Here is a 14,835-nt window from a genome sequence, read left to right on the forward strand (position 1 = left end):
ATGGGGCGACCCGCGAGGAGATCGAAGCGCGGCGCAAGGCCTTCATCCGCAAATGGCGGCTCAAGCATCGCGCCGTCGCCGACAGCCTGCAGAAGCCGGCGACCGTCTCTTCACGTTCACGCGGTTGCCGCCGAGCCAGTGGAAGAGCGCGCGCACCGCCAACGCCATCGAGCGGCTGCACAAGGAGTTTAAGCGGCGGATCAAGACGCAGGCTGTGCTGCCATCGGCCGACACGGCAACGATGCTTGTTCTGGGCTCTGCTCGCCTCCGGTCAGATCAACATGCGCAAAGTCGACGGGCTGGCAGACGCTCGCCTCAAAGCCCATTGATCAGCCAATTGACCTCGCCGCGTAATCAGATAGCGTCAAGTTGCTGGAGATCGTGCAGCACGAATCTCAACCACATTCCGGACGGCACCGCCGGAGCCAAACCAGCCAGCGGCGGCGCGCGGAGCCGGACTGGGCGACCATTCACCGCGAGCTCAAGCGCAAGCATGTGACGCTGTCGATCCTCTGGGAGGAATACATCGCCAGCGAGCCGAATGGCTACCGGTATAGCCGGTTCTGTGAACTCTACAGGGCCTGGAAAGCCGCCTGTCGGTGACGATGCGCCAATCGCATGCCGCCGGCGACAAGCTGTTCGCGGACTATGCGAGCAACGTGTGCCGGTGGTCGACCGCCTGACCGGCGAGATTCGCAACGCGCAGATCTTTGTCGCAGTGCTGGGCGCCTCGGGGTTCATCTACGCGCAGGCGACCTGGACGCAAGGGCTGGCCGATGGGACAGGGGTCATGTCGGCGCGTTCGAGGCGATCGGCGGCGTGCCGGCCTTGGTCGTACCCGACAATGCCAAGACCGCGGTGATCAAGGCGTGCTTCTAGGATCCGCAGATCAACCGCAGCTACGCCGAGATGGCGGCGCACTACGGCACGGCCATTCTGCCGGCGCGGCCACGCCGTCCGCGCGACAAGGCCAAGGTCGAGCAGGCGGTGCTGGTGATCGAGCGCTGGCTGATCGGTGGCTTGTCCACCGCGTCTTCCACAGCCTCGCCGAGCTCAACGCAGTCATCGCAGAGATGTTACGCAGGCTCAATGACGAGCGCCCGATCCGCCGGCTCGGCGTGACGCGCCGGCAATTGTTCGAGGAGATCGATAAACCGGCGCTGAAGGCCTTGCGGACCGTCCCTTATGTCTTCGCTGAGTGGCGCGTCCGCCGCGTCAGCATCGACTATCATATCGACGTCTTAGACCACTACCACAGCGTTCCATCGGCGTTACGCCGGCTGGACCATTGAGCGCATCCGTAAGGATGCCGCGGCGATCGGACCCTCGACGAGCGGCCGCATCCCGAGCAGGGCTTCCGCGCCTGCCTCGGCATCATCAGGCTCGCCCGATCCTATGGCCGCGAACGGCTCGAAGCGGCCACGGCGCGTGCGATCGACATCAGCGCGCACCCACGGCTCGGTCAAATCGATTCTCGCCAACAACCTCGATCGTCGTGCCGCACACAGACCCGCAGACGGGACTGCGATCGTCCACGCCAACATCCGCGGGCCGCGCTACTACATTAGGAGAACAGACGTGCTGACCCATCCGACACTCGATCGGCTCCACGCTCTTGGCCTACATGGCATGGCCAAGTCTTTTATCGATATCCAGGCTTCGGGCGAAGCCAATGGCCTCCGTCATGCCGAATGGCTGGCGCTGCTGCTCGATCGCGAAACCTCTCTGCGTCGCGACAAGCGTCTCTCCGCACGCTTGCGCTACGCCAAACTGCGCCAGCAGGCCTGCGTCGAGGATATCGATTACCGCACGCCGCGCGCTGTTCGCTCAGCTTGCCGAAGGCAGCTGGGTCGATGCGCATGCCAATCTTTTGATCTGCGGTCCCGCCGGCGTCGGCAAGCGCTGGCTTGCCTCGGCGCTCGGCAACAAGGCCTGTCGCGACAACCGTTCCGTATTCTATCAGCGCGGGCAAGGCTGTTCTCGGAACTTGCTCTGGCGCGCGGCGATGGCCGCCATCAGCGCCTGTTGCGCGCGCTTGGCCGCGTATCCTTGACGATTTGGGGGCTCGAGCTGCTCGATGCTGCCGCCCGCCATGATCTCCTGGAGATCCTCGAGGATCGCTACGGCCGCCGTTCCACCATCGTCACCAGCCAGCTTGGTCAGCTTGTGTCCGGTGAGCAGGCCACGCGCTGGCGTAATTCCGAGTTCCTCGGCCACGCCTCGGATTGAGAAGCTGCCGTCGGGCCACCGCATGGGATTCGCGCCGACGCCGTTGATCTTGACGGTGGAAAACCCCAGCGCGTCCGCAACAGCCAGACATTCTCACCTTTGAAGGCGCAGCCTCGGGCTGCGACAAAGCCTTCCTGATTGAGTATTGCGGCGATCTCCTTGTCCATTTTACCGGCCCCGTTCAGTTCGGTGATCCGCTGCCGCAGCCGTTGGACGTCAATGTAGTTGCAGTAGGTGTGAACGCGCCGCTGCAGGCTATGCTCGCTCGCTGCTGCCGTCTGCCAAATGATCTTGAGCCACACCTGACCTTGTACCCGTTTCTGGTCGAGAACAACTTCGCGTGTGACAAAACGCAGGATGCGCTTTCGATCAGCCGCCGAGGTGGTGGGGCATGCCAAATCCGTGGTAGGTTCTCGCCCAACCGCTGCAGGGCTGCGCGCTCGGCAACACCGATCACAAGCGACTCAGCGCATTTTCCTGCTCGACAGTTTCTATAGCGCGTAGCTTCTCTTCCCAGGTGCGCTCGAGCGAGCGCGCAACGAGACGATTCTCAGGCTCGACAGCGTCATATTGGCGACGCGCCCGCTCGGCCTCGTAGCGAGCGCGCTCGCGTCGCAATGTCCATCGTCGTTCGAGCTGGCGGCTCTCTTCCTCAAGCTGCCCAACTGCAGCAAGCGCAATCGCGATCTGATCCGGCGCTAGGGGCTCGAGGGGGACGCCCTCGATCAGCGTGTCGACCGGCAAAGCTCGGATTTCTGACACAGCGCACTGCCTTCCTGGTCCCGATCGGATCTCCAGCAATACACAGGATAGTCACCATTCGGCCCAGTGTAGCGCAAGCTCATGCGACGTCCACACCGGCCGATGCCCTGCAGCAGCGCCGAGCCCTTGCGCGGCACGCCGGCGCGCCCCGTCTCGTACGAGTTGATGTTGCTTGCCATTCGCCGCTGGTTGGCCATGAACTCCTCCCAGCCGATGTAACCAGGGTGAGCGGCGTGGAGGCAAACCGCCCAGTCCTCGATCGCCACCTTGACCGTTCCCGTCAGCGATCCAGGCCGGCATCGGCTCGGATCCTTCTGGCGGCGGCCGTAGACATGGGGTAGCGCATCACGTCGCCTTCCGCTTTGCAGCTCTCGGAATTTGGCGAAGACGAGATACAAACGCGCCTACACTTCCTCGTCGCGATTGAGGATGATGGTGCCCACTCGGTCATAAGCGAGCCCCGCAGGAAGCGGCAAGCGCAGTTCGCCGCGTGCCGCTTTCTGCCGCTCCCCTGATGTAAGCGCATACGAATTTGATGGAGTTCTGTCTCGCTCCACCGTGAGCTGCTGTCGTAAAGAGCGATGGTGGTGAGCGTCACGGGAAAAGGCGTGAGGTCCAGGAAGACGAGTGAAAGCCAACCGTCAATGACCCGTCGAAACCGTATCGTCGATGTCAGAACCGAGGGTGGTGTTGACTCCGGGATAAGCGTGGGCGGAGACCTGAAGCCCGGCCCGCGTGGCATCCGGCCTTTAGGCGGCATGATCCTGGATCAGGCTCTTGCATGGAACGCGAGAACCTCTCGTCCCGATGAGAAGGGAGATGCCGAGCGGGGAAACCCTGCGACGTCCTGAGTACCGAGGCGGGGCACAGGGACAGAGCAGCTCGTAGTAGGGATGAAGGCCCTGTAATGGGGGTGGACCGAAGGGGCTACGGTGTTCAGCCTTGGCAGGCGGCCAACCGGTGATGGGAGGAGCCGTATGACCAAGGCGAAGCCGTTCGACATCCCCAAGCGGGAGGTCTGGGAAGCTTTCGAGCATGTGAAGGCCAACCAGGCAGCGGCTGGAGTAGATGGACAATCGATCCAGGACTTCGAGAACCGGCTCGCCGACAATCTCTACAAACTCTGGAATCGACTGTCGTCGAGCGGCTACATGCCGCCGGTGCGTCGGGTGGACATTCCTAAGGCGAATGGCGGGACGCGGCCGTTGGGTATTCCCACGGTTGCCGACCGCATCGCGCAGGAAGTCGTTCGTCGATATTTGGAATCGCCGGTGGAGCCTGCATTTCATCCGGATTCCTACTGGTATCGGCGCAACCGATCAGCGATAGATGCGATCCGCACGGCTCGCCAGCGATGCTGGCGATATGATTGGGTCCTAGACATCGACATCAAAGGGTTTTTCAACAGCATTGACCACGAGCTGTTGCTTCGGGCCGTGCGCAAGCACACAAAATGCGCCTGGGTACAGCTCTATATCGAACACTGGCTGAAGGCCCTTGTCGAGCGGGAGCGAGGAACGCCGCAGGGACGGGTCATCTCGCCCCTGTTGACGAATCTGTTCCTGCACTACGTGTTCGACATCTGGCTGGAGTGGGGATTTCCCGGCGTGCCGTTCGAGCGATACGCCGACGATATCATCTGCCATTGCCGGAGCGAACGCCAAGCCGTGGCGCTTCGCGCAACGCTGCAACGGCGGTTTGCCGAATGTGGATTGGAGCTCCATCCAGATAAGACCAAAGTGGTCTACTGCAAGGACGCCAACCGCAAGGGCAACTATCCCACGATTCGATTCGACTTCCTCGGCTATACATTTCGGCCGCGGCTGGCGAATCGCGGGTGGGCTGTACGCGCTTTCGTTTCTCCCGGCAGCCAGTCGGAAGGCGTTAAAGGCGATCCGTCAGGCAATTCGGGGATGGTCCCTCCTGACCCGGAGCGACAAGGCGCTGAACGACTTGGCCCGAATGTTCAACCTGTACATCCGCGGCTGGATCAACTGCTACAGCCACTTCTACAAATCGGCGCTCTATTCGACTCTTTTGCGCATAGACGCCCACTTGCTCCGATGGGTCTAGCGAAAGTTTAAGCGCTTCCGGCAACGGCCGAGGGGCGCGAGAAACTGGCTGGCGCGGGTAACCCGATCATCGCCGGGACTGTTCGCCCATTGGCCGCTGGTGCATGGCAACGGCTGAATGCTGGGAGCCGTATGAGTGGAGAGGCTCACGTACGGTCGGTCTCGACATTGGCGGACCAGATCGGCGCCGGAGCTATGCGGTCAGGTGGATCTTTGACCTGATCGAAGCGTATGTGCTCTCCGCCGAGAGGCTTCACGGTGACGACACCAAGATCCCGATCCTGGCAAATGGTTAAGACAGACACCGGCCGGATTTGGACGTATGTCCGTGACGATCGGCCATTTGGCGGGCAAGGTCCGGCAGCGGCGCTGTTTTACGCCTCGCGCGATCGGCGCGGCGAACATCCGGCGCGGCATCTTCAGAACTTCGCCGGGAACCTCCAGGCCGACGCCTATAGCGGGTTCAATGCTCTCTTCGATCCCAGGCGCAAGGCGTCGCCGGCCACGCCTGCCTTCTGCTGGCACACAGCCGGAGGGCGTTCTTCGAACTGGCCGATATCGCCCAGAACGCGCGCCGTAGACGGTCGGCGACGGCGATCTCGCCCCTGGCGCTGGAAGCGGTCCGTCGGATTGACCAGCTGTTCGAGATCGAGCGCGAGATCTATGGGCTGAGCGCCGAGGAGCGGCTGCGGGTCCGCCAGGTGAGAAGCCCGGCGCTGCTGACGATTTTGAGGCTCGGCTGCGGGCGGAATATGCCCGGCCTCTCGCGTTCGTCCAACGTCATCAAGCCGATTAACTACCTGCTCAATCGGTGGGATGGCTTTGCCCGCTTTGCCCATGATGGAAGGATTTGTCTGACCAACAATGCCGCTGAGCGAGCGCTGCGCGGTTTTGCTCTTGGAAAGGCATGGTTGTTCGCCGGCTCGGATCGCGGTGCCGAGCGGGCCGCGATAATGGCAACGCTCATCATGACGGCGCGTCTCAACAACATCGACCCGAAAGCCTGGCTCGCCGACTTATTCGCGCGCATCGCCGACATGCCGCAAAGCCGGCTGCACGAGTTGTTACCATGGAACTGGACGCCTTCCGCGTCGGTAGCCTCTACTCAGGCGGCGTAATCATGCACGTCAATAAAGGTCATTCCGTCTTCACAATCGGTCGCGTCGCAAAGGACCTTGGCGAAGACGAGGACTGGCTCTGTGACGTGGCGAACGGGATGGATCCAGAGGATTGCCTCATCTGGGTCTTCGGTGTCGGTGACGACGACATCATGGCGTTCACCGACCTCGGTATCGATCCCAGTGACGATCGGCGTTTTTGCCGAACCGTGATCGTGACTTGCGTCGCCAGGGTGGCCCCACCGGCGCGGCGGTGAAAACACTCTGCTGTGCCTTCGCCGCCGCTGTGACCGCATGCCAGTCGAATACTACTCGTCCAACCCCGAAGGGCTGGTCTCTCCTATCATCACAAGAGTTCCTAATGTCACAGAAAGCCATCATCACGTGTGCAGTGACCGGCGGGAATGCTGCCGTTGTTGCGAAGCATCCAGAGATTCCCATAACGCAGTCGCAAATTGCCGATGCGGGCTCTGGACGACGCGAAAGCAGGGGCTGCGGTCGTTCACATCCTTGCGCCGGATCTCTATAACCCCGTCGACAGCTCAGGAGCCATCCAGGATCTGGCCGGGATGAAGGACTCAATGGCTGTCGTCGCCATCGATAATGACGAAGATGCCCCGATTTTTGAAGTCGCCGATTATGACAGTTTCGGCGACCTCTTCACCGATGTCGCAGACAATTGCTGATTTGAAGCAGCCGAAACCTAATCAAGCGCACCAACGTGCGATCGCCTATCCGCGGGCGAGGTCCTCACTTGCCTCTTGCACACGTGACCTCGCAGCGATTGTTGGATGGAGCATTATCAGGCGCGGGAATTCTGCGACAGGAAGCACTATGCAAATGATGGAGTTGTTGACCAACATTACTGGACACAAGTCGCAGGAGACATTGCAGTGAGGACTCGCGCCGACCAAAGCACAACGGGTGCAGGCAATAGACGATGCTTGCACCAGACGAGACCGCTTGCCACGTCACAAGGGCGCGATGGCGCTCCGAAATCATTCCAGTTCATTGTATGCACTAATGCAGGAGTAACGAGGACAACCTGGTGACGACATCCTCCACATCTGCGGCCGGCGTCGGCCACAATCTCCGCCTCGTCCTGAGTGGCTGAGCCTTCTGCTGGTCCTATTGTCGCGCCTACTAGCCGCCCCCTTGGCTCCTCAACGGACGACCAACCAAGGGCATTCACAAACGCCTGAAAAGCAAGGAAAGCCACTCTATGAAGTTTGCGACTCGCAATAGTGCGGCCGAGCGCCAATCCAAAACCCTTTTTTCGACAAAAATCCAGGAGAGATACGCGGCTGCACCCGACGAGAGAACGCCATAGACGATGTTCAAAAGCCAGAAGGTGCCGCCTGGAAGCAGTTGAAAGGCTGCCTGTTGGAAAGGGTAGCCGTAGAGATAGATGCCGTATGAATACTCGGCGCCGCGCACCAGAAGCGTTCGCCTTGGATTCAGTAGCCCCATGTACGCTGTCGAGTAGGCAACGAACGGTGCCGCAAGGTAAGACGTCGGTCTGAAGTAGACGAGCACGTAAGACAGTGTGAGGCTCAGAACGAACAGCAGAAGCGAGAAAGGTAGCAAGTTCCGGACGAGATAGATTGCAACTCCAAACATAAACGGGAGGATTAGCTCTCCGCGGCCAAGGGAAACAATGATTAGCTCTCCGCCGACACGAGAAATAACAGCGAAGGTGCCTCCCTTTGCAGAAAAAACGAGCATCGCAATGAAGGCTACGCTCGTGAAAAGGATCGGTCTCTTGGAGAGCCCAGCTATCCCCAAAGCTGCAATTGCAGCATAGCATTCCAATTCAAAGGGAACAGTCCAAATTGATCCGTTCACATAGTGCGGAGGAGGTCGGTTCTCGAAAACGCCGGGAAGATAAAGGTGCACCCAGCCTACTATATTGCCGAGGTAGCGCCAGAATTCTGGATGGGAGAAATAGTCGCTTAGAGACAGCGACGTTAAGAGCGGGCCCAACAACAGGGCGGAAATTAGCACCTCAACGCAAAGGGCTGGAAAAATTCGAAGAAACCTCAGGGTCAGAAACGCTAGGATGGTGTTACGTTCCAGACTTCCTGCGACCAGGAATCCACTCAGGGCAAAGAAGCTTGGAACGATAAATCTCACCATTGGATGTAGCGGACCACGCCACATCTCCAAAGCTACATCCAAGCCGTAGCATATTGATATGCTATGGACCCAGATGACGCTGATCGACAGAAAAAGCCGAAGATAATCAAAGCCGGATGGCCGATTCTCCGTTCGGATCAATTGATCCGAGATCGTCCTATCGCCCCAGGAAAAAAGTAAAAATCTGTTCATAACTAGCCGATCCACGTCGCGCGCATGCATTGAGAATGGGAAGGCGAAAGCCGGCGTGACGCCGAATTCCGGATCGCTGCGCAGCGGATTTCGATCGCCAGGTAGACAATAGATCAGTGCCTGTTTGGTCCGCATTGGCATGTAGGTTGACCTGTCCGGCGCTCGTGGTGGGCACTTCGTGCGGCTCGGACATTCCCGCCGATGGTCCGCCAAGGCCGCCCTCGGCTCGCGCAAAGGTCGAAGAATCCGTCGCGACGATCTTGCCACCCTCGCCATCCTTGAACCAGTCGCCTTCAAACAACGCGGCGTTCGCATTCGGCTTGTTCCAGTAGCCCGTTAGGATCCCGCGCCCGCTCACCCACAGTTCGCCGACATCACCGACCGGCGTGGGGCTGCCATCCTCATTCATCAGCCGCAACTTCCGAAAAGGGGCGCGAATCCCTACCGAACCCGACTCGGCCAGGTCGTCGAACTGGTTCGTCATAAGTGTGCCGAAACCGATTTCAGTCATGCCGTATGCATCCTGGGTTCGCACCCGAAATCTACGTCTGAATTGGCGAATAGAATCGGGACTCCAGCCCCAATTCAGGGTCTGCTTCAGCCATGTCGCCCTATCATCGTCATCGGCCTGGGCCTTGCGGCCTATCACCTCGGGAAACTGGCACCACTCAATGCGATGTCTCTTTTATCCAACCGATAAAGCGCGTCGAGCCGAGTTGCGGAGCCAAGTAGAGCGTGCCGCCCTGTTGATAGGACCTCATAAGATGTTGCTGCGGATCGCCATAGAAAAAGGGCTGCGCGGAGAGATAGCTCTGACACGGCTGCTCATCCCAGCAAGCCTTCATACGAGCTCACACCCCAATAGTCGTGCGTCAACATACAGCCCTTCGGAAGGCCCGTTGTCCCCGAGGTATATTGAATGTTCAAAAGGTCGTCGGGACGGATATTCTCCTCCACCGAAGACTCGTCGCTGCCCCTGAGTAATCCGCCGAGCGTAGTAGTTATCCCGTGGGACGGCTCTCCAACGAGAATTACTCGCTCCTTGGCGAGGTCTTGCAGCCAAGGCTGCATCGCCGAGAATACGGACAATGCGGCTCCGTCCACAACAGCGAAATTAGCCTGTGTATCACTGAGAATATATTCGATCTCCCTAGGCGTATAGCGCATGTTGATGGGGACCATCACCGCACTTATGGCGAACCACAGGATAGGGAATTCGATGCGGTTGGGCAGCATCACTCCTATGCGATCCTGCTTGCGTACGCCGAGTGCACGCAGCGCACACGCATACTTGTTAGATAATCGGTCCATCTCCGAGTACGTCGCGCGTTCCCCGCGCTCGAAGACGTCGACTGCCGTTGTCGAGCCGTGCGTTCGCGCCCGAATTGAAACCAGCTGTCCGATTGTGACCGTCTCATACGCGGATTCCAGTGGCTCGATCTTGCGCAATGCATCTGCGACACGGTCTCTCAGCTGATTTTGCGTCGATTGTGTAGTGGGCGTCATTGGAAACCTTTAGTTCGGGGAGAAAATAGAGGTCTGCAAACGAGGCAACTTTTCCATTGGAAAGTCCACTGAGCTTGCCGATCACCAGGCGGCGGCGGATCCTGAGCACTCGCCCTGCCAGTCGAGCCACTATCGACGTGCAACGGCCCACTCGCATCGATATGAAACGGCGCAGGCGCGGGATAATACGGTGAGCAGATCGTGCTCCGGCAAGGCCCGTGATCGAGACAATCCTACTGAGAGCTTCATCGTATTTTGGTAAAGGTGTTCGTCCTGTGTTTGACCGAGCCGTCAGACGTGCAAGGAACCAAGTACGGTTGCTATCGCTTCACTTTGTCCTATCCTGATGCGTTGCGTCATCGCCCACGCGGCTTTTGATAGCTGTTCGTACATCATTACCAAAATTCGATGCACTACCCACTCTGGTGGGTAAATTCGTATCGGTTGGCGTACGCCGCATCCAAAGCCGGCAGAGCGATAGCAGGGTAGATGGGAACGGTGGCTCGCGGCGGACGATGTATGTCCCCAGCAAACCTGACCGAGCGGATAACCACTATCGAGCATCCCTCCTTCACCAACCGGATATGAGCTAAGGGGACCGCCGCTCGCGAAAGGAAGTCGGAAGCTTCCCGCCACGATCGCGACCACTTTCACCCGGCGAAAGGAATGATTTCGAGACGCTGCACCTCAATTTGCAAGGGGCAGTTGACCTTGCATCAGATCCAGACTGAGGCTTAGACGATAACGCTCGAGGTGCCGTCCGGGATGTGGTTGGAATCCGGATTGGCGTAATCTCAACATTGTGACGCTAGCTGATTACGCGGCGAGGTCATTGGCTGATCGATGGGCTTTGAGGGCGAGCGACCTTGCGCATGTTGATCTGGTCGGAAGCGAGCAAAGCCCAGAACAACATGGCCGCGATGTCCACTGATGGCAACACCGTCTGCGTCTTCATTCGTCGCTTGAACTCCTCGTGCAGTCGCTCGATGGCGTTCGCGGTCGTGCGCTCTTCCACTGACTGAGCGGCAGTCGCGTGAAGGTGAAGAGCCGGTCGCCGACTTCCTGCAGGCTGTCGGCCACCGCACGATGCTTGAGCCGCGATTTGCGAATGAAGGCCTTGCGCCGCACCTCGATCTCCTCGCGCGTCGCCGCGGCCGTTTTGGTCGGCGGTGATCTCCTGATGCAGGCGCTCAGCCGCATGCGCCAATAGGTTGCGGTGCTTGTAGACGGTGCAGCGCTGGACCGGCACGCCATCCCACACGGCGGCGATCGCAGCCTCAAACACTGGGGCGCCATCGACGATGCGGAACTCGGGCCGCCGCGGCCCACGCCGCATGAGATCGTCGAGCACGGCACGCCAGGCTTCGGTGCTCTCGCCGCTCATACTCTTGATCGCGAGCAATACTTTCTGACCGTCCGCGCGCACGTCAACGACGACCAGCAGCGAGAGCGAGGTCGTCTTGCGGTCGAGCCGCACCCGGACCACGGTGCCGTCGAGGAATCGGCTCGTCGGCCACCGAGCGGGCATTCCACGCGTCCCAGTCGCTCTTGACCTTGCGCCACACACTGCTCACCGTGTCCTTGCCGACGGCGCCGGCGAACACGGCGCTGAGCGCGCAGCGCACACGGCGCGTGTTGGTGCCGGCCAGGTGCGCGATCAGCGCGTCGGCGGCCAGCGTGCGGCGCTGGTAGGCCCGCAGCGATTGGCTCTTCCACTCGGTGGTCTTGCCGTCGCCGTGTTGAGGCGCGCGCGACCGCGATCAATCGGCCCGAAGCTGCCGGTCAGCGACCGCGGCCGGCTGCCGTGCCGATGACCTCTAATGTCGGCGTTCCCTCACCGTCGGTCTTCTTGCTGCGTTCGTACGCGCGCGAGGGCTATAGCGAGCTCGCTGCGGATCAATTCCTCAATGAATTCCCGCGCTCGTCCCCGCACCGCAGCTTCGATCGGATCGAACCAATAGTCAAAAAGCTGGGGAGCCGTTTCTCCGATACACTGCCGGGAATGCGGCTTCGTGATAATGCTGGTCATGGCGTGATCCTCGATCCGGCGCTCCAACGCCGGATGATGCGAGGTTGGTCACCTCGGAGACTACACGACCTTCAATTCCAACCAATTCCGCAACGGCACCACGCTCGAAGTCCCTTCCACTCTTCTCAACTCGTACAGCTCTTGCCGTTCGCGCAGCCGAGAGACTAGGCGTATGCTAATCACTGACGATCGCATCGCGTCGATTAGGATCATCCCCCCTAGCTTCGCGGAGGCGAGGCACGAGATCCACCAGGTGTGGAAAATGCAGGTGAGAGATAGGCGCCAAAAGCGAAGAGCGCCAAATGATGGCATGGCCAGAAGTCGCCGCACACAAGCCCTATCAGGCGATCTCCGCGGACCACCGCCAGCTGAGAATGCAATTGGCGGCACGGAACCTCATATTTCTTGATGACGCGAACAATGGAATGAGTTTGCCCCCGGAGATCGTTCTTGCAGCAAGGAAACTGCATAGCCATACACCAAATCGATGTCGGTCAGCCGCGATAGTCCTCGCCAGATCACGGTATTTCCTGGAGGCGGATCGGCGGCTCGGGCCAAGTATCCTCCGAGCCGCGCGACCTTGACGATATGGTGCGAGAGCGTGCCTCGTCGAGATCGATCGCCACCCCTGTCTTTCACCAAATGATCGAGAAGCCTGATTTCGGGATTTTTCAGCGCCGTCTGCGGTAGGGCACTCGGCGAGAAGCGATTGAGCATCGTCATCCAGAAGACGCGCCAACTCACAATTCAGAAAACCGCGATCAGACTGAGCAGACGCTCGGCAGTTCGCAATTTCGACTCGTCGGCCTTGCCCGATTTGAGGATCTTATGGAAGACTTCGATCTTCCACCTCAATGCGTACCATTCGATCTTCTCGACGGCGTTCTTGCGCGATTAGACCGGGAGATCGGTGAGGAGCTTCCACTCGATCTTCTTTCGCCGCTTCGGCCTTTCCCGCTCTTCAGCATGGATCACGGTCTCAGAGTGAGTGCGGGATATTTCTTCTGCTTGTCGATCGGCGGCAGAATTCGAAGCTTGCGGAAACGAATTTCGACAAGCGCTTCATCCGGATCGCCTTTCTCGTCCTTGACCCCGATCCGATGTAGGCCTTCGACCGTAACCTCGTCCATTTCGTCGGCAATCGTATGATTGCCGTCCCCGGCAAGCCGATCAACACAGGTTCGCAGCAGGAATGCGTTCCAATCTCCTCGGCCAGGCAAAACAGCTCATAGATGTCGCTCTCGCGATCCAAAATGAACGAATCGTCCAGGGGCAGCGGGAAGGTCGGTACGATTGCCGTAAATTCTCCAGCCAGCGGATGCTCTCCTTCTGCTCGATCGGAATCCCTGCCGGATTGATCTTGCGCTTCAGCGTCGTCGCCCCCCGTCCAGAACTTGATTGCCACCAGTCCGAGCGGAAGCCCCTCGGTCGTCACGGCGAGGCTCGAATGCATCAGGATGCCGCATTGCGTGCGCCCTGCTGTCTTACCCGTAAAGCCAATCAGATCCGGCCTCTCGCGCTTGAAGCTGAATTCCGTGGTGTGAGGAGGACGAGCATCGGATTCTTCCATCGCCGCTACGCGCCCGCGCGTCGCCTCGAAATGACCGCAAAGAATATCCGCCTCGTTGACCCGTTCGCTGAGAAGAGCGATAGGCGGCCTTCGTATTGGCCCAGTCCTGACAAACGCCAGCGGGATGCTTTGACCCATGTCGCTCCCGATTTGTGCGAGCAATTTGCAGAACTGGCGGACAAGCCGCTGCCTTAAACTCGCATCCCGCAGCTTCCCGATCAACCCACGTCTCGATACCAGTCATTAATCGCTGAGCACGCGCCTTCGCGCGTTCCTTCGAAACCAAGCCCATCGAGCACCCCACGCTTCCGAATCAGGTGTTCAACAACGAATCACAACAGATTCTGCCGATTCAAGAGTTCGCCCGTGGGTGCGTCGTTAAAATCCGATGTCAAATGTGGTAATTGAAAGCACTAGTACGCGCTTACGCCGTTCAATCACGTTTTTGCCTCTCCGATTGTGGAGCAGCCAGACGACATCGCGAGTGGGTTTAGTTGAATCAAGCAGGCGGACAGAGCTTAGCGAGCTTCGCATGCGTTCGGCGCATACATGCGCAGATCGAATGGAATGCAACGCAGCAGCGGATAACGCCCCGGTTAACGGTCGATTGGGATTTTCGGAACACCTGTATGATGAACATATGGCTTCCGCGTTTGCAGCACATGCGGGTGGTCTCATGATTAGTCAGGAATGCTCCGCGACTGGATGTAGCTTTGTCTTGAGCACCGGTCCCCTTGACCGTAAAACGGAGCCGATTGAGTTGGTGCGATGCTCCGACCTGCACCTGGATAATTGTCCGGTGATCGTCTATGACAGAATAAGGCGCATCGGTCGTCGGCGAGAGGATCGAGGTCGAATTGAGTTCGTGCGCAGGACCAAAGCAGTCTAATGCCTCTCTCCTTATCTGGTTAGGAGAATGTGATGGGTGCCGTAGCGGGAGTGGTTGGAAAATGAGGGCGGCGTAATCTCCAGCTTGGACCAACAAGCGATTCCGGCGTTTGAGCGCCGGTGGAGATCACGCCATGACAAGCCATATCACGACGCCTTGCCTGCCGCAGTCCGAAATCGAGACGACGAGGCAGCTTTTCGACAACTGGTTCGATCCGATTGAAGCCGACCTTCGGGATCGCGCTCGCGACTTTCTCCAGGCCATGCTGGAAGCCGAGCTCGACGAGGTGCTCGCCCGCTCGCGCTACGCGCGGCGCGCGAAGTCGCCGAGCG

The 14,835-nt window shown here is 59.4% G+C and carries 12 protein-coding genes and 7 pseudogenes; 9 read left to right on the forward strand and 10 right to left on the reverse strand.

Annotation, left to right across the window (positions count from 1 at the left end; genetic code table 11):
- The 3 pseudogenes from HCN58_RS34745 to HCN58_RS34755 form a co-directional block, all read left to right on the forward strand.
- Window positions 1–354, forward strand: a pseudogene (locus HCN58_RS34745) (transposase); the annotation flags it as partial.
- A 69-nt stretch (window positions 355–423) separates the two neighbouring features.
- Window positions 424–1,566 (forward strand): annotated as a pseudogene (gene istA, locus HCN58_RS34750) (IS21 family transposase); the annotation flags it as partial.
- A gap of 12 nt (window positions 1,567–1,578) precedes the next feature.
- Window positions 1,579–2,157, forward strand: a pseudogene (locus HCN58_RS34755) (ATP-binding protein); the annotation flags it as partial.
- A gap of 525 nt (window positions 2,158–2,682) precedes the next feature.
- Here HCN58_RS34755 and HCN58_RS34760 read toward each other — a convergent pair.
- Both HCN58_RS34760 and HCN58_RS34765 read right to left on the reverse strand, forming a co-directional pair.
- Window positions 2,683–2,991, reverse strand: coding sequence for a hypothetical protein (locus HCN58_RS34760; protein ID WP_171583802.1), 309 nt, complete (start codon window positions 2,989–2,991; stop codon window positions 2,683–2,685).
- Window positions 2,955–3,257, reverse strand: a complete 303-nt coding sequence (locus HCN58_RS34765; protein ID WP_171583803.1) for a hypothetical protein — start codon at window positions 3,255–3,257, stop codon at window positions 2,955–2,957. The genes HCN58_RS34760 and HCN58_RS34765 overlap by 37 nt, the downstream gene beginning before the upstream one ends.
- Before the next feature lie 711 nt (window positions 3,258–3,968).
- Here HCN58_RS34765 and ltrA point away from each other — a divergent pair.
- From ltrA to HCN58_RS37725, 4 genes and pseudogenes are all read left to right on the forward strand, one after another.
- A pseudogene (ltrA, locus tag HCN58_RS34770) lies at window positions 3,969–4,772 on the forward strand (group II intron reverse transcriptase/maturase); the annotation flags it as partial.
- A complete protein-coding gene (locus tag HCN58_RS37855; RefSeq protein WP_311966945.1) occupies window positions 4,699–5,064 on the forward strand; it encodes a group II intron maturase-specific domain-containing protein in 366 nt (121 codons plus the stop codon). The pseudogene ltrA and the gene HCN58_RS37855, both read left to right, overlap by 74 nt.
- A 287-nt stretch (window positions 5,065–5,351) precedes the next feature.
- Window positions 5,352–5,944: pseudogene (locus HCN58_RS37720) on the forward strand (IS66 family transposase); the annotation flags it as partial.
- An 87-nt stretch (window positions 5,945–6,031) separates the two neighbouring features.
- On the forward strand, window positions 6,032–6,181 hold the full coding sequence (locus HCN58_RS37725) for a transposase domain-containing protein (protein ID WP_376701261.1): 150 nt from the start codon (window positions 6,032–6,034) through the stop codon (window positions 6,179–6,181).
- On the opposite strand, the gene HCN58_RS37730 is transcribed toward HCN58_RS37725, so the two are convergent.
- The gene (locus tag HCN58_RS37730; RefSeq protein ID WP_210266294.1) at window positions 6,169–6,444 is read right to left on the reverse strand and encodes a hypothetical protein; all 276 of its coding nucleotides are present in this window, start codon (window positions 6,442–6,444) and stop codon (window positions 6,169–6,171) included. The two genes, HCN58_RS37725 and HCN58_RS37730, sit on opposite strands and share 13 nt — an antisense overlap.
- A gap of 243 nt (window positions 6,445–6,687) precedes the next feature.
- Here HCN58_RS37730 and HCN58_RS34785 point away from each other — a divergent pair.
- Window positions 6,688–6,867 (forward strand): annotated as a pseudogene (locus tag HCN58_RS34785) (electron transfer flavoprotein subunit alpha/FixB family protein); the annotation flags it as partial.
- Window positions 6,868–7,369: 502 nt separating this feature from the next.
- Here HCN58_RS34785 and HCN58_RS34790 read toward each other — a convergent pair.
- From HCN58_RS34790 to HCN58_RS36580, 7 genes are all read right to left on the reverse strand, one after another.
- The gene (locus tag HCN58_RS34790; RefSeq protein ID WP_311966943.1) at window positions 7,370–8,539 is read right to left on the reverse strand and encodes an acyltransferase family protein; all 1,170 of its coding nucleotides are present in this window, start codon (window positions 8,537–8,539) and stop codon (window positions 7,370–7,372) included.
- The gene (locus HCN58_RS34795) at window positions 8,475–9,158 is read right to left on the reverse strand and encodes an AMP-binding protein (protein WP_210266297.1); all 684 of its coding nucleotides are present in this window, start codon (window positions 9,156–9,158) and stop codon (window positions 8,475–8,477) included. The genes HCN58_RS34790 and HCN58_RS34795 overlap by 65 nt, the downstream gene beginning before the upstream one ends.
- Window positions 9,159–9,334: 176 nt before the next feature.
- Complete coding sequence (locus tag HCN58_RS34800; RefSeq protein WP_171583805.1) at window positions 9,335–9,958, reverse strand: AMP-binding protein; 624 nt, start codon at window positions 9,956–9,958, stop codon at window positions 9,335–9,337.
- A gap of 886 nt (window positions 9,959–10,844) precedes the next feature.
- Complete coding sequence (locus HCN58_RS34805) at window positions 10,845–11,543, reverse strand: transposase (protein WP_283814695.1); 699 nt, start codon at window positions 11,541–11,543, stop codon at window positions 10,845–10,847.
- A gap of 306 nt (window positions 11,544–11,849) precedes the next feature.
- Window positions 11,850–12,044: a hypothetical protein gene (locus HCN58_RS36570; protein ID WP_235984162.1), complete on the reverse strand. Its 195-nt coding sequence runs from the start codon at window positions 12,042–12,044 to the stop codon at window positions 11,850–11,852.
- Between the two features lie 396 nt (window positions 12,045–12,440).
- Window positions 12,441–12,767: a hypothetical protein gene (locus HCN58_RS36575; RefSeq protein WP_235984163.1), complete on the reverse strand. Its 327-nt coding sequence runs from the start codon at window positions 12,765–12,767 to the stop codon at window positions 12,441–12,443.
- 256 nt (window positions 12,768–13,023) lie between these two features.
- Window positions 13,024–13,836 carry a hypothetical protein gene (locus HCN58_RS36580; RefSeq protein ID WP_235984164.1) on the reverse strand — a complete coding sequence of 271 codons (813 nt, stop codon included), beginning with the start codon at window positions 13,834–13,836 and terminating at the stop codon, window positions 13,024–13,026.
- 800 nt (window positions 13,837–14,636) lie between these two features.
- Here HCN58_RS36580 and HCN58_RS34815 point away from each other — a divergent pair.
- Window positions 14,637–14,835, forward strand: a pseudogene (locus HCN58_RS34815) (IS256 family transposase); the annotation flags it as partial.

It is taken from the genome of Bradyrhizobium australiense, from assembly GCF_013114825.1.
GTDB lineage: Bacteria > Pseudomonadota > Alphaproteobacteria > Rhizobiales > Xanthobacteraceae > Bradyrhizobium > Bradyrhizobium australiense.

Bases quoted from the DNA above. Each gene is read 5' to 3' on its own strand.
- HCN58_RS34790 (WP_311966943.1), bottom strand. From the start codon at position 8,539: ATGCATGCGCGCGACGTGGATCGGCTAGTTATGAACAGATTTTTACTT.
- HCN58_RS36570 (WP_235984162.1), bottom strand. From the start codon at position 12,044: ATGACCAGCATTATCACGAAGCCGCATTCCCGGCAGTGTATCGGAGAA.
- HCN58_RS34805 (WP_283814695.1), bottom strand. From the start codon at position 11,543: ATGCCCGCTCGGTGGCCGACGAGCCGATTCCTCGACGGCACCGTGGTC.
- HCN58_RS37725 (WP_376701261.1), top strand. From the start codon at position 6,032: ATGACGGCGCGTCTCAACAACATCGACCCGAAAGCCTGGCTCGCCGAC.
- HCN58_RS36575 (WP_235984163.1), bottom strand. From the start codon at position 12,767: ATGACGATGCTCAATCGCTTCTCGCCGAGTGCCCTACCGCAGACGGCG.